This window comes from Novosphingobium kaempferiae (genome assembly GCF_021227995.1).
GTDB classification, from domain to species: domain Bacteria; phylum Pseudomonadota; class Alphaproteobacteria; order Sphingomonadales; family Sphingomonadaceae; genus Novosphingobium; species Novosphingobium kaempferiae.
Genome location: NZ_CP089301.1, coordinates 959328 through 983267 on the forward strand (window position 1 = coordinate 959328; position 23940 = coordinate 983267).

Here is a 23940-nt window from a genome sequence, read left to right on the forward strand (position 1 = left end):
CACCTGAGCGTCCCTCAGCGCGTATAGGACAGCCCAAAGCCGCGCGGGAACAGCGGGTTGGCGGAGTCCGACGGCAGATCGGGCGACTGGCGTGTCGCAGCCTCGTCCGACGAGGGGAGTTCGACCGGCAGATGCCCCTCCGGTCGTGCCCGACCGAGCACCACGTCGAGCACCGCGTTGTCGCTCGATCCGAAGTCCGCGAGCAGCCCGGAAGCATGCGCCACGATCGGGCCGAGGATCGCCGGACGGTCAAGGTAGGCGCTGACGATCACCGGCTTGCCAGCCGCGGCGGCGCGTTCGACGGCGGCGAGGTCGGCGTTGCCGGGCGGGAATGACAGCGGGCCTTCGTGCTGGCCCTGCCCGAAGAAGTATGCCGCGTGGCTGGTGTAGGGCGCGGCGATGCGCAGGATCGAGACTTCGGCCTGGGCCGGGTCCGCCACCGGTTCGAGGCCGTGGGCGCGGGCGGCTTCCTCGGACACGTTCCACAGCCAGACCTTGCGCGGTTTCGCCAGCGGCAGCACGCCGCCTTCGTTGCGCAGCAGGACCATCGAGCGGCGCTGCACGTCCTGCGCCAGCGCCACCGATTGCGCCGCGCCCAATGTCGCCTGCGCCTTCGCGGGATCGACATAGGCGTTCTCGAACAGGCCGAGCCGGAACGCGAGTTCGAGCATCCGCCCCGCCGCGAGGTCCAGCTGCGCCTGCGAGGTCCGGCCCTTGCGCACGTTTTCGGCGATGAGGTCCACGTCCTCCGCGCCGCCGACCTGATCGACCCCGGCGTCGAAGGCCATGGCGTAGCGCTCCGCCTTGGACAGATGCTCGACGCCCCAGGGCATGCCGAGCAGCGGCACCTTCATGGTGCCCGCCTGGCATTCGCTCTCGCAGTCGTCGGTGATCTTGAAATCGCTGACGACGACGCCGGTGAAGCGCGCCTGCCTGCGCAGCAGTCCGTCGATCAGTTCGCGGCTGAAGCCCGCGCCGACCGAGGGCACCGGCCTGCCGTCGAGCACCAGCCCGACGGGGCGGCTGTACGTGGGCATCACCCCTGCCGCGTGCGCCGCGAAGGCGCCGTCGAAGGCACGCACGAAGGCGGGGAAGCCGCCGCCGGGGAAGGTCATCGTCTGGCCATAGGGGTTGTGCGAATCCAGCCCCTCCGGCTGCGCGCCGTAGCCGACCCAGTGCTTGACCACGGCGGCGACGCTCTGCGGGCCGACGCCGTCGCGCCCGCCCTGGAGGCCCTCCACCGCCGCCCCGGCAAGCCGTGAGACGAGCGCCGCGTCGTCGCCGAAGGTGGCGTTGCCGCGTCCCCAGCGCGGATCGGTGAACAGGTCCGCCTGCGGGGAAAGCGTCATGCGGATGCCGATCGCGCGCATCTCCTGCGATGCGATGGCGGAAAGGCGGCGCACCACGTCGGCGTCGCCCAGCGCGCCGAGGCCCAGCGATTCCGGCCAGCGGGTGAACTGCCCGGCGGGTACGTTGATGCCGAAAGAGGCGCGGTAGGTGTTGCGCGGATCGGAACTCAGCACCACCGGGATGCCGAGGCGGGTGCGCTCGGCCAGCGCCTGCACCGCGTTCGACGCTTCGGCAAGCTTCGCGCCGTCGCCGCTGGAGCGGTGGATGAAGTAACGGATGTGCCGCGTCTCGATGGTCGGGCGCAGCGCGGCGATGTCCCAGTCGCCCATCAGCCCGCCGCCGATGTTGGGCGGCGTCCCCTGCACCAGCATCCCGGCCTTCTCCTCCAGCGTCATGCGCGCAAGGAGATCCTGCGTCCGGCGCTCGGGCGGCAGGCGCCAGTCCTCGTAGGGCGACAGCCTGCCGTCGCCGTCGAGGTCATGGAAGCGCTTGCCGTCGACCGCGATGGCGGGCTTCTCGCGCGCGCCGATCTCGGGTTGCGCGGCAACCGGCGTCGACAGGAAGGTGGCGGCGGCGAGCGTCGCCAGCAGCAGCGAGGTGGATTTCATGCGATGGGCTCCGGCGTGCCTTGCGCGACGAACAGCAGGGCGTCGTCCGAGGCGGTGATGGCGGGCAGCGCGCTGCCTGCGGGAAGCGAGAGGAAGCCGCCCTCGACGCCGCCGATGCGCGTGCCGCCGAAGTCGAGCGTCCCGTCGAGGACGAATATCTGGAGGTCCGCGTCACAGGTCGCGGCGTTGGCGACCCAGCCGACGGGAAGCTCCACCAGCGCCGCCGGGCTGCCCTCTCCCAGCGGGCGCCAGCGCGCCGCCGTGCCGAGCAGTGGGGCTTCGACAACGGCAAAGCACCCGGCCGGATCGCCGACCGCCAGCGCCGCGCGCGCCGGGGCGAAGCCGGGCATCGAATACATCTCGTCACCCTCGGGCTCGGGCACCAGCAGCGCCTTGTGGCCGGGCCCGACGCGCGAGAGGAACACGCTGTCCTCCACTACCGCGCTGGCGAAGCCGTGGACGGTCCCCGCCGGGTGCAGCACGTAGCTCGCCCGGCCGAGCCAGACGAGCCCGTCGAAGGTGAAGCGCCCCTGAAGGCCGAGGATTTCCTCGTAAGTCTCGTGGTAATGCGCAATCGGCGGGGCGACGTAGCCTTCCTCCGGCGCCATGCGGATCAGCGCGACGCGCGCGCCGGTCTGCGGATCGACGTGGAGCGAGCGGGCGCTGAGACCCGGCACGATCGGTCGCCAGTCGAGCGCGGCGATGTCCGCAACGATGGTCGGGGCCTCAGCCAAGGATCGGCTCCTCTTCGGCGCGCAGGGCGGCAAGGCGGCGGTCGTCGAGGCGGTAGAACAGCATCAGCACCGCGCTCACCGCCACCAGCGCGGCCGGGACGATGGAGGCCCCGGCGTAGAGCGCGGCGATGGCGGATGCGGGCTGCTCCACCAGCTTGCCCTGCAGCGTCGGCACGAAGCCCGCCGCCGTCAGCAGCACCCCGATCAGCCCGGCGCCGAGCGCGAAGGCCAGCTTCTCGACGATAGTGTAGGCGCTGGAGAACACGCCCTCGCGGCGAAGGCCGGTGCGCAGGCGGTCGAATTCCATGACGTCGGGCAGCATCGAGATGCTCATCAGCGTCGTGCCCGCCGCCGCGATGCCGTTGAGCGCGCCGCGCAGCCAGACTTCGGCCATCGGCAGGCCCGGCTCGGCCACGTACCAGCTGGCGTAGACCAGCATCAGCAGCACGCTTGCCGCAAGGTACGCCGTGCGCTTGCCGATGCGGCGGGCGAGCGCGACCCACAGCGGCACCGAGACGGCCGCGACGATGTTCTGCACCAGCGTCAGCTGCGCCATCCCTGCGTAGCCCAGCTTGAGCACGTTGAGCAGGAACAGCAGCTTGGTCGTGGTGATGACGGCGATGGCCATGTACTGCGCGATCTTGATCGCCATCAGCAGCAGGAACGGCGCATTGGTGCCCAGCGCCCTGATCGCCGCGCCGCGCGGCAGCGGCGGGCTCGGCGGACGTTCCACGCTGCGCGCGCGGGCGGTGGAGGCGAAGCAGGCGATCATGCTCGCGCTCAGCACCAGCGCGGAAACCGCGCCCATCCAGGCGTAACCGGTGGAGCCGCCGCCGAACCAGCCCACCAGCGCGGCGGTCCCGGCGGCGGAGAAGGTCTGGCCCAGGCTCACGAAGAAGGCGCGGAACGACAGCAGGCGCGTGCGTTCGTGATAGCCGTCGGTCATCTCGCCCGACATGGCGATGTAGGGCACGGTGAACAGCGCGTAGCCGGTGGAATAGACGATCAGCGCGGCCATCATCCACAGCGTCAGCGCCGCGCCGGTCAGTGCCGGGGGCGCGAACATCAGCACGAAGCTCAGCCCCGCCACCAGCGCGCCCGCCAGCATGAACGGGCGGCGGCGGCCCCAGCGCGAGCGCACCCGGTCGCTCGCCATGCCGATCGCCACGTCGGCAACGACGTCGTAGAGCTTGGAGACCGTCAGCAGCATCCCCGCCAGCGCGGCGGACTGGCCCAGCACCGTCGTCATCAGCACCGGGAAATAGATCGTGACGGTATTGAGCAGGATCGCGATGCCGAGCGAGCCGACCCCGAAGCCGAGGCACAGACCCGTCGGCAGGCGCGTGACGGCGCCCGGATCTGCGGGACGCGCTTCGTCACCCATGGCTTGCGGCGTCGCGGGCATGGCTCGATCCTGTCAGGCTGGAAACGGGCTCCCCTCCCGCCGCCGGTGGGAGCGGCAGCGGGAGGGAAAGGCGCAAGATCAGAAGCTCTTGCGGATCTGCAGGCCGATCTCGCGGCCGTCGTTGGGCGACAGGAACGCGCCCTGCCCCGCGGTCGCGAAGTTCGACGGGATGTTCGACAGGTCGGTGTAGCGGCGGCCGGTCAGCCAGGCGCGCTTGTCGAACAGGTTGTTGGCGTAGAGGCGCACCGAAAGCTCATCGGTGAAGACCTCGATCCCGGCGTTGACCGTGGTGAAGGCGGCTAGCGTCGTCAGATTGGTTTCGTCGGTATACTGCTTGCCCTGATAGAGCACGTCGGCGCGCAGGCGGTAGCTCCAGTCGCCGGTCAGCTCGTCCTGCCAGCTGGCGCTGCCCGATGCCGACCATGCGGGCGTGCGGGGCAGCTTGTTGCCATCGGCAAGGTACGTGCTCGCGGTGGGGACGCCGGTGAAGTAGCCGTTGTAGGCGCGGTTGGCGTAGTCGGTGTACTTGGCGTCGTTGAAGCCCGCCGTCGCCTTGAGCGAGAGCTGCTCAACCGGGGTGATGCCCGCCTCGAACTCGAAGCCCTTGATCTCGGCCGTGCCCGGCACCGTCACGCTGTAGACCGGGTTGGCCAGCTGCGGGACGATGATCGCGTTCGAGGTTTTGATGTTGTCCCAGTCCATCTTGTAGAGGGCCAGGGTGAAATAGGCCTTCATCACGTCGAAGCTCTTCTTGAGGCCGATTTCGTAGTTGGTCAGCTTCTCCGGCTCCAGCCGCAGCTGGAAGTCGGGGAAGGCGGCCAGGATCGCCGCCTGGTTGGCGGGCGTCTGCGCGAGGAACGACGAGTTGATGAGCCCCGGCTGGTAGGCGTAGGAATAGCTCGCGTAGATCGTCGTGTCCGGCATCGGGTGGAAGCTGGCGATCAGGCGCGGCGTGAAGCGCTTGGTCTTGACCGTGCTGGCGACGAGGTTGCCGGTGGCGTTCGATCCGCCGAAGGTCGTGTAGTCGTCCGACTGGTAGCGGCCTTCGGCGGTCAGGGTGAACCACTCCACCGGCTTGATGTCGACACCGAAGAACAGGCCGAGCGTGCGGATCTTGTCGTTCTGGTTGGTGGTGGAGCTTGCCGCCGTGCGGGTGATCGTCGTGCCCGACTGCGCCTGGTTGTTGACCGTGACGCCGGTGTCGGTGCTGGCGGTGATGTTCTGCAGGAAGTAGTTCGCGCCCGCCGTCGCCGAGAGCCAGCTGTCGTTGGTGTAGCGCAGGCGACCTTCGAAGCCGGCGTCCTCGAAGTCCATCGGGATCGCCTGATAGCCCTGAGGGTTCGGCGTGCCGTCGGTGTCCTGGATCGCGTTGATGCGCTTCTTGTTGTAGGCCGCGTTGCCGCTGAAGGTGAGGCCGTTGCCGAAGTCGTATTCGAGGTTGCCGGACAGGCGGTAGGTGATCGCGCGGAGACCGAAGTGGTCGAGGCTGGGCGCATCCGCCAGCAGCGGGTCGTTCAGCGTGTTGCGCACCAGCACGTCGTAGAGGTTCACCGCAGGCAGGTTGCCGGTCGCGGGGATCGTGAAGAACGAGGTGTTCTTGTCCATGATATCGCGCGAGTACGGGATGTTGCCGCACTGGAACCGGCGGTTGAGCGTCGTATTGAGGTCGCCGCCGGTGGTCTTGATCGTCACCGGCGTGCCGACCGCGCAGTTGCCGCGCGCGTTGTAGGCGTAGTAGCCGCCCGCCGACGGGCCGTCCTCGTCCTCGATGTAGGAGCCGCGCAGCTTGATCTTGAGCCCGGCGGCGGGCTTGAACACCAGCGTCAGGTTGGCCGACTTGGTGAGCTGCTCGCCCAGCTTGCCGCCGTCGCTGGTGCTGAACTGTGCGCCGCGCTTGCTGCTGGTGCCGCTGAGGCGGGCGGTCAGCATGTCGCCCGCGATCGGGCCTTCAATGCTCGCGGAGATGCGGTACGAACCGTAACGCGGGCTGTAATCGAGCAGCGTATCGGCGTGCAGATAGTCATAGGGATCGCGTGTAATGAAATTCACCGCACCTGCGAAAGTAGAACCACCGAAATATGCCGCCTGCGGCCCCTTGATGACTTCGACCTGCTGCACGTCGGTGAAATCGAGCGACTGCGCGCCGCTCAGCACGTAGTTGCCGTCCACGAAGACCGAGCCAGACTGGTTGGTCGGCGTCGGGTTGGAGGTGGACAGGCCACGGAAGCGCACTTCCGAGATGGTGCGGGCGCCCTGCCCCTGTGCGGCATTGACGAAGAACAGACCGGGCGTGAACTTCGAGAGATCCTGCAGGTCGCGCACGTTGGTCTGGCGCAGATCCTCGGCCGAGAACGCCTGGATCGACAGCGGCACCTCGACCAGCGATTCCGCCTGCTTGCGCGCGGTGACGGTGATGGTGCCCTCGTTCACCGGCTCTTCGGCAGCAGGAGCGGGAGCGCTCTGGGCGGAAGCGGCGGCGGGCATGAGGCCCGCGGCGGTCGCCAGAAGTAGAACACGGTAGTCGGCACGCAGGTTACTGAAGTTCATGGATACCCCCATCGGTATGAATTTCGCCCTTGCCATCCGCCCTGTTCTGGAACCGTTTGCCGGTTCTGGGCGTTTGTCTTCCCCTCCCTAGAATCTATACTTTAAACCGTCACACGGCGGACGGCCCCGCGCTCATCATGCGGACGCGCCCTGCGCCGCCAGCGCGTAGCGCGCCTCGAGCTGTTCGTTGATGAGGCGCTGCTTCTCCGCCGAGATCTCCAGCCGGCTGACCACGTAGGTCACGCCCGAGACGGCGAAGGCGATCACGATGCACGAGAAGATCGCCAGCTTGTCCGACGTCGCCACCGAGACCTGCGCCACCGGCAGCCCCACGGGGAAGGCGATGAGGTCGAGGAATATGCCCGCCGCGATGTTCACCACCGCGCTCGCGGCGAACATGGTGAAGAAGGTGAAGCTGGACAGCAGCGCCTGGCGCGGCTCGCCGCTGTTGAGTTCCAGCTCGTCGGCGACGTCGCCCGCGACGGTGGCGGAGGTGGTCAGGAAGGCGCCGTAGAAGAAGCCCGCCATGAACTTGAAGCCGATCAGCAGCGGCGCCTGCAGCGGCGTGCCGGGCTGCGGGAACAGCGGCGTCAGCGGCCCGGCGATCGGCACCAGCACGACGAGGCCGTAGAGCACGATGCACGTCAGCATCAGCCGCTTCTTCTCGAAGTAGGGCACGTAGTAGCGGGCGACCAGAGCGGCGAGCAGGCCGCCCGGCGGCAGCGCGGCGCTGACGTTGCGGATGTCCTCGGGCGTCAGGCGCCAGTAATAGGTGCAAAGGTGCAGGGTATAGACGTTCAGCACGCCGAGGCTGATGAACATGAACACGCCCAGCAGCACCTGCCAGCGCACGTTGCGGGTGGAGCGGAAGGCATGGGCGATCTGCCCGAACGTCACCGCGAGCGAGGGCACCCTGCGCACCGCGCCGGTGCGGATCACCCGCCGCTCGATCTCCTTGGAGCGCGCGTTGGTGCCCCAGATGCACCACGCCATCAGCACCAGCGAGACCAGCGAGATGGCGAGCGCGAACTTCGGATAGGCGGCGCGGTTGAGCTGGCCGTTGGGAAACTCCGGGCTCGCCGCGAAGAAGAAGGTGAACGCCACGATGGGCATCACCATCCGGCCGAGCGAAGTGCCGACCGAGCGGAACGAGGTCAGGATCGGCCGCTCGAACTTGTTGCGGCTGAGTTCTACGCCCAGCGCGTAGTACGGGATCGTGAACAAGGAGATCGCCACCCGCGCGATCACCGAGAAGCCCACCAGCCACGCGAAGGTCGCGACCGGGCCGAAGCTCGGCGGCGCCCAGAACAGCAGGGTGAAGCTGATCGCGAAGGGCACCGAGGCGATCGCCATCAGCATCTGCCGCCGCCCCAGCTTCGTCACCGGCATCGCGTCCGAGTAGCTGCCGATCGAGGGATCGACGAGCGCGTTCACGGTCAGCGCGATGGCGATGGCCACGCCCGCCAGCGATCCGGGCAGGTGCAGCACCTGCGTGAAGTAGAACAGGATGAACATGTCCCAGACCGAGTTCTTCAAGGTCTCGGGAATGCCGCCTGCGCCGAAGGCGAAGCGGGTCTTGTGGTTCAGTCGGTCGTCGAGCATGGATTTCGGACCCCGTTCGCTGCAACGCAGCACTATTACCGGGATTAGAGTGGCTCAGCGCCTGCGTTTCAACGCAACTGCCGCACGATGACCACTATGAGGACAAGACCCTCTGTTCATCAGATGGACGCGCTGCGCGACCATGCGCGCACCCTCTCGGCCAAGAGCGCATGCATCGGCCAAGGTCGCCCGACCTTTCGGGCATGAGAAAGGGAAAGCGAATGTTCATGGTGCGTCGACGCCACGTCGAAAACGTCTCGAAGCTGGTCGCGGGACTGGAGCAGGCCCACAACGACCACATCGCCGCGTACAGCCGCACCATCGTCTCCAGCAACCTCATCGACGAAGACGGCAAGATGGCGGGCGTCCTTGCCATTTCGGGGCATGAGACGTGGGATTCGATCAACCACTACGTCTACGAGGATCCCTTCACCAAGGCGGGCGCCTATGCCGAGATCGAGATCAAGGAGCTGAACCTCTACCTCCTCGACGCCGCCTATGCCCGCGCGCCCGCGTGGCTGCTGGAGCGCAACCCCGATCTCGTCCCGCGCTTCACGCCGGTCGAGCGCGTCGGCGGGCGCTGAGCCAGCATCGGTTTTCGGGGTCGGTTTCGGGGGCGATTACCTACATGTCGAATCTGCTGGGGCCGCTCAGGCAGCGCACGTTCGCGCTGCTCTGGGGCGCGACGCTGCTTTCCAACCTGGGTTTCTGGATCCAGGATCTCACGATGGGCTGGCTGATCGCCGGCCTCACCAGTTCGCCTTCGCTGGTCGCGCTGGTCCCGGCGGCGGGGATGCTGCCGACATTCCTGTTCTCGCTGCCTGCGGGCGCGTTCGGCGACGCAGTCGACCGGCGGCGCTTCCTCGTCGCGGTGCAGTGCGCCTTCGTCGCGGTGCTGGCGATCTTCGCGGTGCTCGTCGGGATGGGCCGGATCGAGGTCTGGGGCGTGATCGGCTTCGCCTTCGTCCACGGCACCCTCGCCGCGATCTCCGCGCCGACGCGGCAGGCGATCCTGCCCTCCATCGTCGCCGAGGACGAAGTGCGCGGCGCGGTCATGCTGAGCGCGGTCGGCTACAACGGCAGCCGCGCCATCGGGCCGATGCTGGGCGGCTTCATCCTCGCGTGGTTCGGGCCGGTGGCGGCCATCGCCAGCTATGCCGTGTCGTGCCTCGCGGTGGGCATCGTGCTCTACCTCTGGCGCAACCAGCGCCAGCCGATGGGCCGGGTGCAGATCTACCGTCAGTCGATGGAGGGCATCCGCTACGTCTGGACCCACGCCGCGATGCGCCAGCCGCTGACGCTGACGAGCCTCTATTTCCTCGCCATCTCGCCGCTCTGGGCCTTCGCGCCGCTGATCGCGCGCCAGTTCGCCCACGGCAACACGCGCATCTTCGGGCTGTTCCTGATGGCGCTCGGCATCGGCGCGGTGATCGGCGGCTTCAACCGGCGGCTGACCTCGACCGCGCGGTTCGGCGTGGTCCTCGCCATCGGCGCGGTGTTCTCCGCCGTGGCGCTGGCGATCATCGGCGTCTCGCAATCGATGCCGCTGACGCTCGGCGGGTTCTTCATCGCCGGGCTCGGCTGGATCGGCGTCTCCGCCGGGATCAACAGCCACATGCTGCTGGAGGCGCGGGCCGACTACCGTTCGCGCGTGATCGCGGTGGTGCTGATCGTGTTCTCGGGCGGGCTCGGCATCGGCAGCTTCGCCTGGGGCCAGATCGCGCAGCGGATCGGGCTGACCGACAGCTTCCTGCTCGGCGCGCTGTGCCTGCTGGCGGTGGGCGCGGTGGCCTTCCTGCTCGACCGGGCGACGGGGCGCTCCTCCCCCGCCTGAGCGCCGCCCGCATGACGCCCCGCCCGCATGACGAACGCTCAGCCGCACCGCTTTTGAGAGCCGCGCGGCCGCGTCCTAGCCTTCCGGCATGAGCATCTCCCTCTCGATCAACGGCGAGCCGCACCGCCTCGACGTGCCCGACGACATGCCGCTCCTCTGGGCGATCCGCGAGGCCGCCGGGCTGACCGGCACCAAGTACGGCTGCGGCGTCGGCGTCTGCGGGGCCTGCACGGTCCACATCGACGGCGCGGCGGAGCGATCCTGCGTCCTGCCCGTCAGCGAGGTCGGCGCCCGTGCCGTCACCACGATAGAGGGGCTGGGCGAGGGGTTGGACGCAAAGGCACTCCACCCCGTCCAGCAGGCATGGATCGCCGCCGATATCCCGCAGTGCGGCTACTGCCAGCCGGGCTTCGTGATGCAGGTCGCGGACCTCCTCGCCAACAGCCCGACGCTCAGCGACGACGACCTCGTCGGCGCGATCAGCAACGTCTGCCGCTGCGGCACCTATCCCCGCATGCGCGACGCCATCGCCAAGGCGCGCGCGGCGATGAAGGCGAAGTGATGGACGCCCTGCGCCTCTCGCGCCGCACCGCGCTCGGCGGCATTCTCGCGGGCGCCTTCACGCTGGCGATCCCGCGTGCTCTGGCCGAGGCGATGACGCCTGCGCAGGGTGCCGAGGCCATCGACCTCCAGCCCCTCATCGCGATCCTGCCGGATGGCCGCGTGCGCATCGTATCGCTCATGGCGGAGATGGGTCAGGGCGTCTCGACCGCGCTGCCGCTGGTGCTGGCGGACGAACTCGACGCCGACTGGGACCGGGTGGAGATCGTCCCCCTCGATTCCGCGAAACGCGTGCCGCTCGACAAGCCGGTCATGCTGGTGACGTCGGACAGCAGTTCCACGCGCGGCTACTTCACCCGCCTGCGCGAAGTGGCGGCGCGCGGGCGGATGCAGCTGACGAGCGCCGCTGCCGCGCGCTGGGGCGTCCCCGCCGCCGACTGCCGCACCGCGAAAGGCCGCGTCCTCCACCCGGATGGCGCGACGAGCCTCTCCTACGGCGAACTCGCTACCGATGCCGCGAAGCTGCCTGCGCCGGGTGCGGTCACGTTGAAGGAGGCCGGGCAGTTCACCCTGATCGGCCGCTCCCAGCCCCGGCGCGACGTGCCCGACAAGGTGCGCGGCGCAGCGACTTACGCCTCCGACGTGAAGCTGCCGGGGATGCTCTACACGTCAGTGGCGCAGGGGCCTTACGGCGCCCTCGCGCTGACCGCGCATGACCGCGACGCGGCGCTCGCCGATCCGCGCGTGAAGGACATGTTCGTGATCGACGGCACCACCCTCGTCGCCGTGGCGCTCGACACCTGGAGCGCGATGAAGGCGCTGGAGGCCGCCGCGCCGGCGTGGGACGCAGGCCCCTCCCCCGCGTCGAGCGATGCCTACAAGACCGCACTGGTCGAAGCGCTCGGCCAGCCGGGCCGGGCCTTTGCCGTCGCCGGGGAACCGCCCGCCGCCGATGGCCTCAAGATGGTAGAGGCCGACTACCAGGTCGCCTTCCTCGCCCATGCGACGATGGAGCCGATGAGCTGCGCCGCGTGGTTCCATGACGGCAGGCTGGAGATGTGGGCGCCGACGCAGGCGGTCTTCCGCGCGCAGGCCGCCGCCGCGAAGGCATCGGGCCTCTCGCCCGACGCGGTGCTGATCCACCAGACCCTGCTCGGCGGCGGCTTCGGGCGGCGTTCGGAAAGCGATTTCGTCGCGCAGGCGGCGCAGATCGCGATGCGGGTCAAGGCCCCCGTCCGGCTGCAATGGTCGCGCGGGGAGGACATGAAGCGCGATCCCTACCGCTCGGCCTATGCCATGCGCTGCAAGGGCGCGGTCGACGCCTCGGGCCGGATCGCCGACTACGGCGTGACGATCTCCGGCCCCTCGATCCTGCGCAGCCGGGTGCCGCTGTTCGACAGCCCCAACGCGCCCATCGACCCGACCGTGCAGAACGGCCTCGTCCCGAAGTTCTACAAGCTGCCCGCCACCCGCGCGGCATGGGTGGAAGTGCGCCCGCCAGTGCCGATCGGCTACTGGCGCTCGGTCGCGCAGTCGCAGAACACCTTCGCGGCGGAGAGCTTCGTCGACGAGCTTGCCCACGCGGCGGGCGCCGATCCCTTCGACTTCCGGCAGGCGCACCTGACCGACCCGCGCATGGCCGCCGTCATGGCGAAGCTGCGCACCCTGTCCGAATGGGACAAGCCCGCGCCCAAGGGTCGCGCGCGCGGCGTCGCGGTGGTGAACTGCTACGAAAGCTGGTTCGGGCAGGTGATCGAGCTGTCCGTGACCGACGGCGAGATCCGCATCCACCGCGCGACCAGCGTGATCGACTGCGGCCTTGCCGTGCAGTCCGACAACGTGATCGCGCAAGTCGAAGGCGGCACCGTGTTCGGCCTCTCCGCCGCACTTCACGGAGAGATCACCATCGATCAGGGCGTCACGCAGCAGTCCACCTTCGCCGACTACCGCGTGCTCCTGCTCGCCGAGACGCCGGAGATGCGCACCTACGTCATGCCCTCCACCGCCCCGCCCGGCGGCGTGGGCGAGACCGGCACCCCCTGCGCCATGCCCGCCACCGCCAACGCGCTCTTCGCCCTGACCGGCAAGCGCCTGCGCACGCTGCCGCTGCAGGCGGGGCTTAGCGGCTGACCGATGGGCCTTCGACAAGCTCAGGCTGAGCCTGTCGAAGCTCCCCGTCCGCACCATGAACGGCGCGTTCGGCAAAAGCTGCAAGCCCGCTTCCACCGCGCCAGAAGCATGGCATGAAGAGTCCCACTTGGAGTGTGTGCGAATGCTGATCTTGTCCCAGGAAGCCTGGTCCGCCGGCGATCCCGCCCGCCTCGGCCAGATCGCCGGAGCCGCCGTGATCGAAGCGCGTCGTCGCGGTGACGGCGGCGAGAGCGGCGACGGCTGGATGCTACTGCTGCTCCCCCACTCCGGCGTCGTCTGGCCCGAGACCGAAGCGTTCGAGGCGCTGGCCGCCACCGCGAAGCGCCACGCCATCCACCTCGCCGGATCGCTCGCGGTGGAGCCCGCCGCAGGCGGCGCGGTCGCGACGGTGGGCTTCGTGTTCGCCCCCGACGGCGCGCTCTCGCTGCGCACCGGCAAGATCACGCCTGATCTCATCGAAGGCTTCGGCGACACGCAGGCCCTCCCTGCCGCCGAGGCCGATTTCCCGGTCGCGAAGCTGCCCTTCGCGCAAGTAGGCATGTTGCTGGGCGAGGATGTTCTGTTCAGCCACTACGCCCGCGCGCTGGTGTTCAACGGGGCCGAGGTGATCCTCAACCCCACCACCGAAGCCGCCGACCCGCTGACGCCCGCGCGCCGCATGTCGCGCTGGGGCCGCGCCACCGATTCCGCCGGCTATGTCGCCTCGGCCAGCCCGCGCACCGTCGAGATCGACGGCATCGCGCTCAAGGTGCCGACCTCCACCGCGCTCTACAACTGGGAGCGCGAGGTCGTCTCCGCTATCGGCGACGAGAGCTTCGTCTTCGTCGAACTCGACATCGAGATGATGCGCCGCAAGCGCGCCACGCCGCAGGGCTCGATGCCCGCCATCGTGCGCGCCGACGTCTATGCGCGCGGCTACCGCAAGTGGGCCGCCGAAGCGGGCGAACTGCCCCGCCCCGACAGCCGCGCCGGATGGCTCGCCGAAGCCAGGCGCCGCATGGACGCCGAGGCCGCGCGCGTCGGGCCGAAGCGCGAGAAGTACGAGGAACAGTACGACATCTGCGTGATCCAGTCTGTCCCGCGCCTGATCCCGCTCGGCGTCAACAACTCGCGCGAGATCATCATGCGCAACCTCGCGGAATCGCTGGGACTGGCGGAATCGCGGGCCAACATCCCGTCGGTCCGGCTGGTGGTGTTCCCTGAGTTCTGGCTCACCGGCCCCGGCGGCATCGGCGGCATCCAGCGCACCGTGCAGGACATGGAGAAGCTGGCGATCAGCCACGGCGACGAGGTGTTCGACGAGATCGGCGCCTTCGCCAAGCGCAACAAGGTCTACGTCGCCTTCCAGAACTTCGAGGTCCACGAGAAGCTGCCCGGCCGCGTGTTCAACTCCGCGTTCCTGATCGACGACGCGGGCGAGCTGGTCCACACCTACCGCAAGAACCAGTGCGCCGATGTCTGGGGCTTCCTGCCCGACACCACCCCCGGCTCGATCATCGACGAGTTCGTGGACCTGTTCGGCTACGAATCGCTGTTCCCGGTGGCCGACACGCCGATCGGCAAGATCGCCAACATGATCTGCTTCGACAACATGAGCCCCGAAGTCGCCTTCGCGCTGCGCCATTTCGGCACCGAGGTGATCTGCCACTCGTCGTCCGAGCCGCACGGCGCGGAAGGCCGCTCGCCCTGGGACAACGCCCGCCGCCTGCGCGCCTTCGAGAACACCGCCTACATGATCTCCGCCATCGACGGCGGCGAGCATGTGGCGGAAGACTCGGACCTGCTGACGTTCTTCCGGCGCGGCCACACGCGCGTCATCAACTACGACGGCACCGTGCAGGGCGTGGTGGACGGCCCCGGCCCGGTCGTGTTGCGCGCCCACGTCGACCTCACCGGCCTTCGCCGCGCCCGCGCCAATCCGCGCGTGAACTTCAAGCTGTGGAGCGACTTCGCCGCCTATGCCGGGGCCTATTCGGGCGAGATCGGCTTCCCCAGCAACCTGTGGAAGTCGGAGCCTTACGTGAACCCCTACCTCGGCGCGAAGGAACTGCGCCGGGTCATCGCCGAGTACATGGAACGCGGCATCTACGTAGAACCCGCCAGCGAGATCGGCGCGGACCGCTACCGCACCTCGGACCAGGTGTGAGCGCGATGAAGCTGATCCTCACCACCGCCGCCTCGGCCGCCCTGCTCCTCGCCGCCGCGCCCGTCATCGTCGACGCGCAGGCGGCCCCGGCGGCGCCCTCTCCGGACGCCGTCAAAGGCAAGGCGCAGTTCGCCCGCTGCATGGCCTGCCACTCGGTCGACGCCGCCAAGCCACGCGGCATCGGCCCCAACCTCGCGGGCGTGGTCGGCCGCGCGGCGGGCAAGCAGCCGGGCTTCAAGTACACCCCGGCGCTCGCGGGCGCGAAGTTCAAGTGGACGCCGGACAAGCTCAACGCCTTCCTCGCCAAGCCGCGCGAGGTGGTGCCGGGGACCAACATGGTCTTCGCCGGGATGTCCGACCCGGTGGCGCGCAAGGCGCTGGTCGCCTATCTGGGAACGACGGCGAAATAACCCCCAATTCCTCCCCGAGCTTGTCTCGGGGAGGTGGCAGCCCGCAGGGCTGACGGAGGGGGAATTGCCGAGCCTCTCCCCCTCCACCATCGCTACGCGGCGCCCCCCCTCCCCGAGCAAGCTCGGGGAGGAATTTTTCGTTACGGCTGCGGGGCTTCCAATGGCGCACCCGCGCGCGAGGGCACCGGGAACACCGGCATCCCGTCCGCACTCCATTCCATCCGCTGCACGCGCGGGGAGCGGGTTTCGGTACACTTCTTACCGGCGCCGTCGTTGCCGTGGTAGACGATCCACGTCTTGCGGCCGCCGTCGGTGGTGAAGAAGCCGTTGTGCCCCGTCCCGTAGACGTTGTTCTCGGGCGATTTCGCCAGCACCGGGCGCGGCGACTTGGTCCAGCTTGCCGCGTTCAGCGGATCGCTGCCGGGCTTGGCATGAAGCAGGCCCAGCGCATAGTCGTCCGACCAGCAGGCGCTGGCGGAGTAGGCAAGGAACAGGTCGCCCTTCGGCCCGGCAAGGAATTCCGGCCCTTCGAGGATCTGGCGACCGCCCTGCCGCTCGAACGGCTGGTCAGGACGCGCGATCACTGTCTCGCCGGGGCCGAGCGTCCACGGGTTCGTCATCGGCGCGATGGCGAGCACGCTGTCGGGGCCGTCATAGGCGGAATAGACGAACCAGCGCTTGCCGCCATGCTCGAACACCGTCCCGTCGAGGCCGGTCAGCTTCGTGTTGACTTGCCCCCGGTCGGTCCACTCGCCCTTGAGAGGATCGGCGCTGGCGTTCTCCAGCACGAAGACGCCGCGATGCGCGTCGTCGTCATGACCGTCCTGCGCGGCGGTGTAGTAGACGTACCACTTGCCGTCGAGGCGGTGCATCTCCGGCGCCCAGATCGAGACCGCGTTCGGCCCCTTGGCGGGCGGCGTCCAGATCGTGTGCTCGGGCGCGTCGGCCAGCTTCGACAGGTCGTCGGTCTGGCGGATGGCGATGCGGTCGCCCTTGGTGCCGAGGAAGTAGAAGGTCTTGCCGTGATGCACGACCCACGGATCCGGCCCGCTCGACAGCAGGGGGTTGGTCAGGGTCGGCGTGGCGGCGTCAGTCGGCGCAGCGGTTTCGCTCGCCTTGCAGCCGCCAAGGGCGAGCACGACCGCGAGCGTCAGCGGGGCAAGAGCGCGGATCACGCGCGGCCCTCCAGTTCGGCCCAGCCCTTGGCGAAAGCCTGCGCGTTGGCGGCGATCTCCTGTGTGCTGAGGCCCACCTTATAGAGCGCCGAGCCGAGGCCGAAGCCGTCCGCGCCCGCTTCGCGCCACGGCGCCATGTTGGTTGGCGTGATGCCGCCCACGGCCAACAGCGGCATGTCCTTGGGCAGCACCGCGCGCTGCGCCTTGACCACGCTGGGCGTCGCCGCCTCGGCCGGGAACAGCTTGAGGCCGCTCGCGCCGGCAGCGATCGCGGCGAAGGCCTCGCTCGGCGTGAAGAAGCCGGGCAGCGAGACGAGGCCGCGCTTCGCGCTCTCGGAAATGACGGCGACATCGGTGTTGGGCGAGACGATCATCGCGCCGCCCGCGTCCTGCACTTGCGCGACCTGCTCGACGGTGAGCACGGTGCCCGCGCCGACGATGGCCCGGTCCCCCACGCGGCGCGCCAGCTTCTCGATGCTGACGAGCGGGTCGGGCGAGTTCAGCGGCACTTCGATCAGGCGAAAGCCCGCCTCGACGAGCACGTCGGCGGCAGCCTCGATCTCATCCGGGCGGATGCCGCGCAGGATGGCGACGAGGGGAAGCTGGGCGAGTGCGGTGGAAAGGTCGATCATGCTTTCATGTCCCAGATGCGGGTGATCCCGGCGACGAAGGAGGCGTGGCTGTCGACGACGACGGCTTCTCCCCCGACAGTGGCGATGGCGGCGGAATAGAGACGGGCGAGCAGCCCGTCAGCGAGGAGATGGACGGTCTGGCCCGCACCGATGCGCGCGCGGCAGTCGGTGCCGAGCAGCAGACCCGAGACATAAGCCGCCGCCGCGCCGGGCGCGCGTTTGCCGAGCACCGAGGCGGCACGCACGCCGAACAGCGCGGCGAGCAGGTCGTTGTCGCCGCTGGCCTCGACGCCGCGGACGAACTCATCGTCCGCATCGACCTCGCCGGTCATCTCGGCACCGATCAGGGAGTGTGCCTTGAGCATGGCAAACATCTCGCCGGTCATGGCCGTCGAGAAATCGGCCAGCGCGCCGTCCTTCATGGCCGCCCACTTGGCATGGGTCCCCGGCTGGCAGAGCAGCGCGTCGGCAGGCGCAAGCCCCGCCGCGACCGCGCCCAGAAGCTGAACTTCCTCGCCACGCATCACGTCCTGTCGGCCATCACTGTCACGGCAGACGCCGGGGACGATGGCGACGCCGTCCTCGGGCGAGACGAGCCGGGCGGCGACCTGCGCGATCCCGGCGGGTGCGGCGACGTAGCCCGCGTCATGCCAGCCCCGGTTGGAGCCGACCATCCCCGCGAGCAGCATCGGCAGTCCGCCATGGCGCGCGCGCAAGTCCGCGACGGCGGCAGGAAAACAGCCTGCCGGGACCGAGAGGATGCCCATGTCGTCACGCTCGGTGGCGACGACCTCGCCCTGTTCAATCAGGTAGGCGCGGCGGTTCGTCGTGCCCCAGTCAACCGCTATGAAAGGCCCGCTCACCAGAACACCGCGTAAAGTACGCAAAGCACCACAACCACTGCAATCGCTCCTGCATTGAACCCGGTCGAGGTCGCATAGCGCACGTCGCCGGTCGAGATGGTATCCTTGTCCGGCCGCGCCGGAGTGGCGAGCGAGACGACGACCGCCAGAACCAGCGCCGCGAGGAAGCACAGGCCCATGCGGTCCATGAACGGGATCGCGGGCATCCACACCTTGAACGCCCACGACAGCGCCACCGATGCGACAGCGGCGGTGATCGCGCCCGGTTCGTTGGCGCGGCGCCAGAACAGGCCGAGGAGGAAGATCACCGTGATCCCCGGCGTGAAGAAGCCGGTGAATTCCTGGATGAACTGGAACGCCTGCTCGCTGGAGCCGACCAGCGGCCGCGCGGTCAGGATGGCGATGACGATCGAGACGGCGGCGGCGATGCGGCCGACGAGGACCAGCCTGCGCTCCTGCGCCTCGCCCGCCACCTCGGACTTGCGGAACTTGGCCCAGACGTCGAGCGTGAAGATCGTCGCGATCGAATTGATCTTGGACGCGGTGGACGCGATGATCGCCGCCACCAGCGCCGCGAAGACAAGGCCCAGCAGGCCCGGCGGCAGGAGGCGCATCATCGTCGGGTAGGCCTCGTCGGGCTTGGCGAGATCGGGCGCGAGGATGACCGCGGCGATGCCCGGCAGCACGATGATGATCGGCATGATGAGCTTGATGAAGGACGCGAAGAGCATGCCCTTCTGCGCCTCGTCGATCGACTTGGCCGCCAGCGCGCGCTGGATGATGTACTGGTTGAAGCCCCAGTACGACAGGTTCGCGATCCACATGCCGCCGATCAGCACCGAGAGGCCCGGCAGGTCGACGTAGTGCGGGTTGGAGGGTTCGAGGATCATCTCGAAGTGGCCCGGCGCACGCTCCATCAGGGTGGAGAAGCCCGCGACCACGCCCTCACCCGCACCGATCTCGCCCAGCGTCAGCACGGCGATGATGAGACCGCCGAGGACCAGCAGCGTCACCTGCACGATGTCGGTCAGCGCCACCGCCTTGAGCCCGCCGCGCAACTGGTAAAGCAGCGCGAAGACGCCGAGGCCGACGAGCGCCACGTCCTGATTGACGCCCGCCACCTTGGTGACGGCGACCGAACCGAGCCAGATGATGCTCGTCAGGTTCACGAAGACGTAGAGGACCAGCCAGAACACCGCCATCAGCGTGCGGATGCCGGGGCCGTAGCGCCGCTCCAGGAACTGCGGCATCGTGTAGATCTCGTTGCGCAGGAAGATCGGCAGGAAGAACTTGCCGACGATCAGCAGCGTCGCCGCCGCCATCCACTCGTAGGAGGCGATGGCGAGGCCGATCGCGTAGCCCGAGCCGGACATGCCGACGATCTGCTCGGCCGAGATGTTCGCTGCGATCAGCGAGGCGCCGATGGCCCACCACGGCAGGTTCTTGGAGGCGAGGAAGTAGTCGGTCGAGTTCTTCGGCCCGGCACCCGCCTTGTCGCGGCTGACCCACTGCGCGAGCCCGAATATGCCGATCGCGTAGATCACGACCACGGTGATGTCGATCGTCGCCAGTCCCATTCTCTCTCCCCGGTTCTCACGGCGCGGCGAAGCTCGAATCGTGCGATCCGCGCCTTTCCTGTGCCCAGCTTCATAGACCCACCATTTATAATATCAATCTTGACAATGCTGCCGGGACGCAGTCTTTTGCCGCCAAGACAATCCAAGGGAGACGGAAATTGGCTCGGGGCACATCGCGCTTCGCGGTCGTGGCGACACTCGCCGCGACATCGGCTGCACTCACTCTATCGCTGGTCCAGGCGCCTGCCGCCGCCCAGTCCGACAACAACCCGGCCAGGCCGCCGCGCACCGAAGTCGTGCCCGGCGCGCCGGAGACGCCTTACGTCGATCCGGACAAGGCCTACCTCTTCGCGCACATGACCAAGGAACGCTACGGCGTCCTCTACTACTCGGTCAGCCGCGACGGCCTGCACTGGCAGCAGATCAACGGCGGGCGGCCGGTGTCGGAGGACTACCACGGCCACGCCTCGATCGCGCGCGGGGGCGACGGGCGCTACTACCTCGTCGGCAACAAGAGCGACGACGATCCGTACATCCGTTTCTGGGTCTCGGACGATCTGGTGACGTGGAAGCAGTACGGAACCTACAGACCGGAACTCTCGAACATCCCCGGCCTCCCCCACGCGATGCAGCGCATCGGCGCGCCCAAGCTGTTCTTCGACAAGCCGTCGGGCCGCTTCCTGCTGACCTGGCACACGGCCACCGTCCCCGGCGTGGCCGAAGACCCGGAACGCTACTGGGCGAGCCAGCGCACGCTCTACGTCCTCTCGCCCGACCTCAAGCGCTTCGACAAGCCGCCGCGCCGCCTGTTCGACTGGGACATGGCGACGATCGACACCTTCATCCAGCCCGAAGCGGACGGCTCCGGCTACTGCGCGGTGGTGAAGGACGAGCGCTATCCCAGCTACAACTGGACCACCGGCAAGACCGTGCGCATCTCCTGCGCCAAGGATCTGCTCGGCCCTTACGCACCGCCGGGACCGCCGATCAGCCCCAACTTCCGCGAGGCCCCGACGGTCATCCGCGCGCCCAATGGCGAGGACTGGCTGATGTACTACGAGCAGTACGCCGGGACGAGCTACGGCCTGTCCAAAGCCCCGCGCCTGACCGGGCCCTGGTTCCAGGTCTCGGGCAATTCCGGCGTGCCGGAATGGAACCGCTACGAGATGCCCGCAGGCCTGCGCCACGGCTCGATGATCGAGATCAGCAAGGTGCAGTACGACGCTCTGGTGCAGGCGTTCCCGAACGCGAAGTGATGTTTGAAGAGGCGCGCCGCGACCGTCGGCGCGCCTCCTGCCTCAGCGACATCGGAATTCTTTGACGGGCAACAAGTTCTTCCCCCTGTCTGGGATCACGATGGCTCTTCGTGCGTTTCCCGCCCATCGACCTCGTGCGAGGACGATGGGGGTTCCCGGGGTGATGCAAGAAACGGCGCAGATCAGTCACGAGGAACGGCTCGAAAGCGAGGCGTTCCAGCTACACCTGCTCGACCGTCTCCGCCCCATCGGGGATGCCGCCGGAATGTTCTCTGCAGCGGCAGAGATGCTGGGTTCGGACCTGCGCGCCGGGCGCTGCGGCTTTCTTACGTTCGATCCTGCAGGTGACGCCCGGATCGACGCGAACTGGGCGGGAACCTTGCCCGCAGACGTTCAGGCGATGGACGGTATCGACTTAGGACTGCTGGGCGATCTTCGTACCGGTCGCACGCACATAGTCGAAGACAGCCAAACCGATTCACGCGCAGCAGGCGGCAGCGATGCGCAAGCTCTGGTGCTTTGCCCGATCCTGCGGGGCGAGCGGCTGACCGGTATCCTCTACGTCCACGAGCCTCGGCCTCGCCAATGGTCGGCCGGGGAGGTTCGACAGATCGAGGATGTCGCCACGCGCACCCGCAACGCCGTGGACCAGCTCCGCGCCGACACCGCGCTGCGCATCGACGAAACGCGCTATCGTTCGCTGTTCCACTCGGTCGATGCGGGGTTCTGCGTGATCGAAGTCGCCTTCGACACCGGCGGCAAAGCGCTCGACTACCGGTTCCTCGAAGTGAACGACGCCTTCGAGGCGTTCACCGGCATCGCCGACGGGCGCGGGCGCTGGATGCGCGAAATCGCGCCCGAGCACGAACAGCACTGGTTCGACCTCTATGGCGAGATCGCCCTGACCGGCGTGCCCCGCAGCATCGAACTCCCCGCCCGCGAACTGGGCGACCGCTGGTATTCGGTACAGGCGTTCCGCGTGGACGATCCGGCCGAGCACCACGTCGGCATCCTGTTCTCCGACCTCACCCGCAGACGCCACGCCGAACGCCAGCTGGAGCGCAGCCGCGAGGAGCTGGAACTGGCGCTGCGCGCCGCCGAACTCGGCCGGTTCGACTATCGCCCGCGCGAGGGCACGCTGGAGTGGGACGACCGCTGCCGCGCCCTTTTCGGCCTCTCGCCCGGTGTGTCGGTCAGCTACGAGACGGCCTTCCTCGCCGGGCTCCACCCTGACGACCGCGATCGCGCCGACCGGGCCGTCGCCGCCTCGCTCGACCCGGACGGGTCGCATCGCTTCGAGGTGGAATACCGCACGCTCGGCATCGAGGACGGGATTGTCCGGCACATCAGCGCCCACGGCCTCGCCTTCTTCGACGGTCGCGCGCCGGTGCGCCTCGTCGGCACCGTGCTCGACGTGACGAGCGAGCGCGAGAAGAGCGCCGCGCTGCGCGAGGTCGAGGAACGGCTGCGCCTCGCAGGTCGAGCCACCAACGACGCCGTGTGGGACTGGGACTTGCGCGCCAACCACGTCACCTGGAACGAGGCGCTTGAAACCGCCTACGGTCATGCACCGGATGCCGTCGTCCCGACCGGCGAATGGTGGCTGGAACAGATCCACCCCGAAGATCTTCCGCGCATCGACGGCAGCATCCACCTCGTCATCGACGGCGACGGCAGCGACTGGACCGACGAATACCGGTTCCGCCGCGCTGACGGCACTTATGCCGATGTCCTCGACCGCGGCTACGTCATCCGCGACGACCACGGACGCCCCCTGCGCATGGTCGGCGCGATGCAGGACGTGTCGGCACGCAAGGCGGTCGAACGTCAGCTGGAGCAGGAACGGCAGCGGCTGGTCGAGGAAGTCTCCGCCACCGCCGCCGAACGCGACCGGGCCGAAGAGGCATTGCGCCAGTCGCAGAAGATGGAGGCTGTCGGCCAGCTCACCGGCGGGCTGGCGCACGATTTCAACAACCTGCTTGCGGGCATCTCCGGCGCGCTGGAGATGATGCAGACACGGATCGCGCAGGGACGGACGGGAGAGCTTGAGAAGTACTCCACCGCCGCGCAGGGCGCGGTGCGCCGCGCCGCCGCACTGACGCACCGGCTGCTCGCGTTCTCGCGCCGCCAGACGCTCGACCCCCGCCCGACCGACGTGAACCGCCTGATCTTCGAGATCGAGGATCTGATCCGCCGCACCGTCGGCCCGCAGATTTCCGTCGAGACCCGCGGCGGCGCCGATGTCTGGCCGACGCTGGTCGATCCCAACCAGCTTGAAAACGCACTGCTCAACCTGTGCATCAACGCGCGCGACGCGATGCCCGATGGCGGCGGCATCGTCATCGAGACGGCGAACGTCACCGTCGATGCACGCGAAGCCCGCGAACGCGACCTGTCGCCGGGACAGTACGTCGCCATCAGCGTGACCGATACCGGCACCGGCATGCCGCCGGACGTGGTGGCGCGCGCCTTCGACCCCTTCTTCACGACCAAGCCGATGGGCGAAGGCACCGGCCTTGGCCTATCGATGATCTACGGCTTCGCGCGCCAGTCGGGCGGGCAGATCGCCATCGACACCGAAGTCGACCACGGCACCACGATGCGCATCTACCTCCCGCGCCATGCCGAGGCGGAGGAAAGCCCTGCGCTCGCACCCGCCGCGGATGCCTCGCCCGGGGCTGCTGCGGCAGCGCGCACCGGATCGGTCCTCGTCGTGGATGACGAACCGACCGTGCGGATGCTGGTGGTCGAGGTGATCGAGGAACTCGGCTACAAGGTGATGGAAGCCTTCGACGGGCCGAGCGCCATGCGCATCATCGAGGCGGCTCCGCAGATCGACCTGCTCGTCACCGATGTCGGCCTGCCCGGCGGCATGAACGGTCGGCAGGTGGCCGATGCCGCGCTCGACGCCTTGCCTGCGCTGAAGGTGCTGTTCATCACCGGCTATGCCGAGGCGACGGTCATCGGCAACACGCAGCTTGCGCCCAACATGGCGCTGATGACCAAGCCCTTCGCCATGGACGCACTCGCCCAGCGCATCCGGGAGATCATGGACTGACGCATGCCCGACCGGGCGCGCAGGGCCTTGA

Annotated in this window: 17 protein-coding genes; 8 read left to right on the top strand and 9 right to left on the bottom strand. The window is 68.6% G+C overall.

Features of this window, described 5'->3' with window-relative positions; translation table 11 throughout:
• Positions 1 to 14 precede the first annotated feature (14 nt).
• From LO787_RS04530 to LO787_RS04550, 5 genes are all read right to left on the bottom strand, one after another.
• Positions 15 to 1958 carry a glycoside hydrolase family 3 protein gene (locus tag LO787_RS04530; protein WP_232494659.1) on the bottom strand — a complete coding sequence of 648 codons (1944 nt, stop codon included), beginning with the start codon at positions 1956 to 1958 and terminating at the stop codon, positions 15 to 17.
• On the bottom strand, positions 1955 to 2692 hold the full coding sequence (locus tag LO787_RS04535; protein WP_232494660.1) for a cupin domain-containing protein: 738 nt from the start codon (positions 2690 to 2692) through the stop codon (positions 1955 to 1957). Before LO787_RS04535 ends, LO787_RS04530 begins: the two co-directional genes overlap by 4 nt.
• Positions 2685 to 4097, bottom strand: a complete 1413-nt coding sequence (locus LO787_RS04540) for an MFS transporter (protein WP_232494661.1) — start codon at positions 4095 to 4097, stop codon at positions 2685 to 2687. Before LO787_RS04540 ends, LO787_RS04535 begins: the two co-directional genes overlap by 8 nt.
• A 78-nt stretch (positions 4098 to 4175) precedes the next feature.
• Positions 4176 to 6644: a TonB-dependent receptor gene (locus LO787_RS04545; RefSeq protein ID WP_232494662.1), complete on the bottom strand. Its 2469-nt coding sequence runs from the start codon at positions 6642 to 6644 to the stop codon at positions 4176 to 4178.
• A 135-nt stretch (positions 6645 to 6779) separates the two neighbouring features.
• Entirely contained in the window at positions 6780 to 8246 is a 1467-nt protein-coding gene (locus LO787_RS04550) for an MFS transporter (RefSeq protein WP_232494663.1), read from the bottom strand.
• A gap of 227 nt (positions 8247 to 8473) precedes the next feature.
• On the opposite strand from LO787_RS04550, the gene LO787_RS04555 reads away from it, so the two are divergent.
• The 6 genes from LO787_RS04555 to LO787_RS04580 all read left to right on the top strand — a co-directional run bounded on the left by LO787_RS04555 (position 8474) and on the right by LO787_RS04580 (position 15348).
• Positions 8474 to 8830: a YciI family protein gene (locus LO787_RS04555; RefSeq protein WP_232494664.1), complete on the top strand. Its 357-nt coding sequence runs from the start codon at positions 8474 to 8476 to the stop codon at positions 8828 to 8830.
• A 44-nt stretch (positions 8831 to 8874) separates the two neighbouring features.
• Positions 8875 to 10080, top strand: a complete 1206-nt coding sequence (locus LO787_RS04560) for an MFS transporter (protein WP_232494665.1) — start codon at positions 8875 to 8877, stop codon at positions 10078 to 10080.
• 88 nt (positions 10081 to 10168) lie between these two features.
• On the top strand, positions 10169 to 10642 hold the full coding sequence (locus LO787_RS04565; RefSeq protein WP_232494666.1) for a (2Fe-2S)-binding protein: 474 nt from the start codon (positions 10169 to 10171) through the stop codon (positions 10640 to 10642).
• Positions 10642 to 12771 (top strand): xanthine dehydrogenase family protein molybdopterin-binding subunit, encoded by a 2130-nt coding sequence (locus LO787_RS04570; RefSeq protein WP_232494667.1) that lies wholly within the window; start codon positions 10642 to 10644, stop codon positions 12769 to 12771. Before LO787_RS04565 ends, LO787_RS04570 begins: the two co-directional genes overlap by 1 nt.
• 142 nt (positions 12772 to 12913) lie before the next feature.
• A complete protein-coding gene (locus tag LO787_RS04575; RefSeq protein WP_232494668.1) occupies positions 12914 to 14938 on the top strand; it encodes a nitrilase-related carbon-nitrogen hydrolase in 2025 nt (674 codons plus the stop codon).
• A gap of 5 nt (positions 14939 to 14943) precedes the next feature.
• The gene (locus LO787_RS04580; protein WP_232494669.1) at positions 14944 to 15348 is read left to right on the top strand and encodes a c-type cytochrome; all 405 of its coding nucleotides are present in this window, start codon (positions 14944 to 14946) and stop codon (positions 15346 to 15348) included.
• A gap of 140 nt (positions 15349 to 15488) precedes the next feature.
• Here the strand turns inward: LO787_RS04580 and LO787_RS04585 are convergent, their stop codons facing one another.
• Genes LO787_RS04585 through LO787_RS04600 form a run of 4 tightly spaced genes read right to left on the bottom strand, consistent with a single transcriptional unit; the run spans position 15489 to position 19595 of the window.
• Positions 15489 to 16523 carry a glycoside hydrolase family 43 protein gene (locus LO787_RS04585; protein ID WP_232494670.1) on the bottom strand — a complete coding sequence of 345 codons (1035 nt, stop codon included), beginning with the start codon at positions 16521 to 16523 and terminating at the stop codon, positions 15489 to 15491.
• Positions 16520 to 17155 (bottom strand): 2-dehydro-3-deoxy-6-phosphogalactonate aldolase, encoded by a 636-nt coding sequence (locus LO787_RS04590; RefSeq protein WP_232494671.1) that lies wholly within the window; start codon positions 17153 to 17155, stop codon positions 16520 to 16522. The genes LO787_RS04585 and LO787_RS04590 overlap by 4 nt, the downstream gene beginning before the upstream one ends.
• The gene (locus tag LO787_RS04595) at positions 17152 to 18018 is read right to left on the bottom strand and encodes a 2-dehydro-3-deoxygalactonokinase (RefSeq protein ID WP_232494672.1); all 867 of its coding nucleotides are present in this window, start codon (positions 18016 to 18018) and stop codon (positions 17152 to 17154) included. Before LO787_RS04595 ends, LO787_RS04590 begins: the two co-directional genes overlap by 4 nt.
• Positions 18015 to 19595 (bottom strand): sodium/sugar symporter, encoded by a 1581-nt coding sequence (locus tag LO787_RS04600; protein WP_232494673.1) that lies wholly within the window; start codon positions 19593 to 19595, stop codon positions 18015 to 18017. The genes LO787_RS04595 and LO787_RS04600 overlap by 4 nt, the downstream gene beginning before the upstream one ends.
• Before the next feature lie 158 nt (positions 19596 to 19753).
• Between LO787_RS04600 and LO787_RS04605 the strand changes: the two genes are divergently transcribed.
• Both LO787_RS04605 and LO787_RS04610 read left to right on the top strand, forming a co-directional pair.
• A complete protein-coding gene (locus LO787_RS04605; RefSeq protein WP_232494674.1) occupies positions 19754 to 20851 on the top strand; it encodes a family 43 glycosylhydrolase in 1098 nt (365 codons plus the stop codon).
• 163 nt (positions 20852 to 21014) lie between these two features.
• Positions 21015 to 23909 (top strand): PAS domain-containing protein, encoded by a 2895-nt coding sequence (locus LO787_RS04610; RefSeq protein WP_232496262.1) that lies wholly within the window; start codon positions 21015 to 21017, stop codon positions 23907 to 23909.
• The last annotated feature ends 31 nt before the right edge of the window (positions 23910 to 23940 follow it).

Coding starts and splice junctions, on each gene's coding strand:
- LO787_RS04580 (WP_232494669.1), top strand. CDS start 14,944: ATGAAGCTGATCCTCACCACCGCCGCCTCGGCCGCCCTGCTCCTCGCC.
- LO787_RS04575 (WP_232494668.1), top strand. CDS start 12,914: ATGCTGATCTTGTCCCAGGAAGCCTGGTCCGCCGGCGATCCCGCCCGC.
- LO787_RS04560 (WP_232494665.1), top strand. CDS start 8,875: ATGTCGAATCTGCTGGGGCCGCTCAGGCAGCGCACGTTCGCGCTGCTC.
- LO787_RS04600 (WP_232494673.1), bottom strand. CDS start 19,595: ATGGGACTGGCGACGATCGACATCACCGTGGTCGTGATCTACGCGATC.
- LO787_RS04570 (WP_232494667.1), top strand. CDS start 10,642: ATGGACGCCCTGCGCCTCTCGCGCCGCACCGCGCTCGGCGGCATTCTC.
- LO787_RS04550 (WP_232494663.1), bottom strand. CDS start 8,246: ATGCTCGACGACCGACTGAACCACAAGACCCGCTTCGCCTTCGGCGCA.
- LO787_RS04610 (WP_232496262.1), top strand. CDS start 21,015: ATGCAAGAAACGGCGCAGATCAGTCACGAGGAACGGCTCGAAAGCGAG.
- LO787_RS04530 (WP_232494659.1), bottom strand. CDS start 1,958: ATGAAATCCACCTCGCTGCTGCTGGCGACGCTCGCCGCCGCCACCTTC.
- LO787_RS04565 (WP_232494666.1), top strand. CDS start 10,169: ATGAGCATCTCCCTCTCGATCAACGGCGAGCCGCACCGCCTCGACGTG.
- LO787_RS04540 (WP_232494661.1), bottom strand. CDS start 4,097: ATGCCCGCGACGCCGCAAGCCATGGGTGACGAAGCGCGTCCCGCAGAT.
- LO787_RS04545 (WP_232494662.1), bottom strand. CDS start 6,644: ATGAACTTCAGTAACCTGCGTGCCGACTACCGTGTTCTACTTCTGGCG.
- LO787_RS04555 (WP_232494664.1), top strand. CDS start 8,474: ATGGTGCGTCGACGCCACGTCGAAAACGTCTCGAAGCTGGTCGCGGGA.
- LO787_RS04590 (WP_232494671.1), bottom strand. CDS start 17,155: ATGATCGACCTTTCCACCGCACTCGCCCAGCTTCCCCTCGTCGCCATC.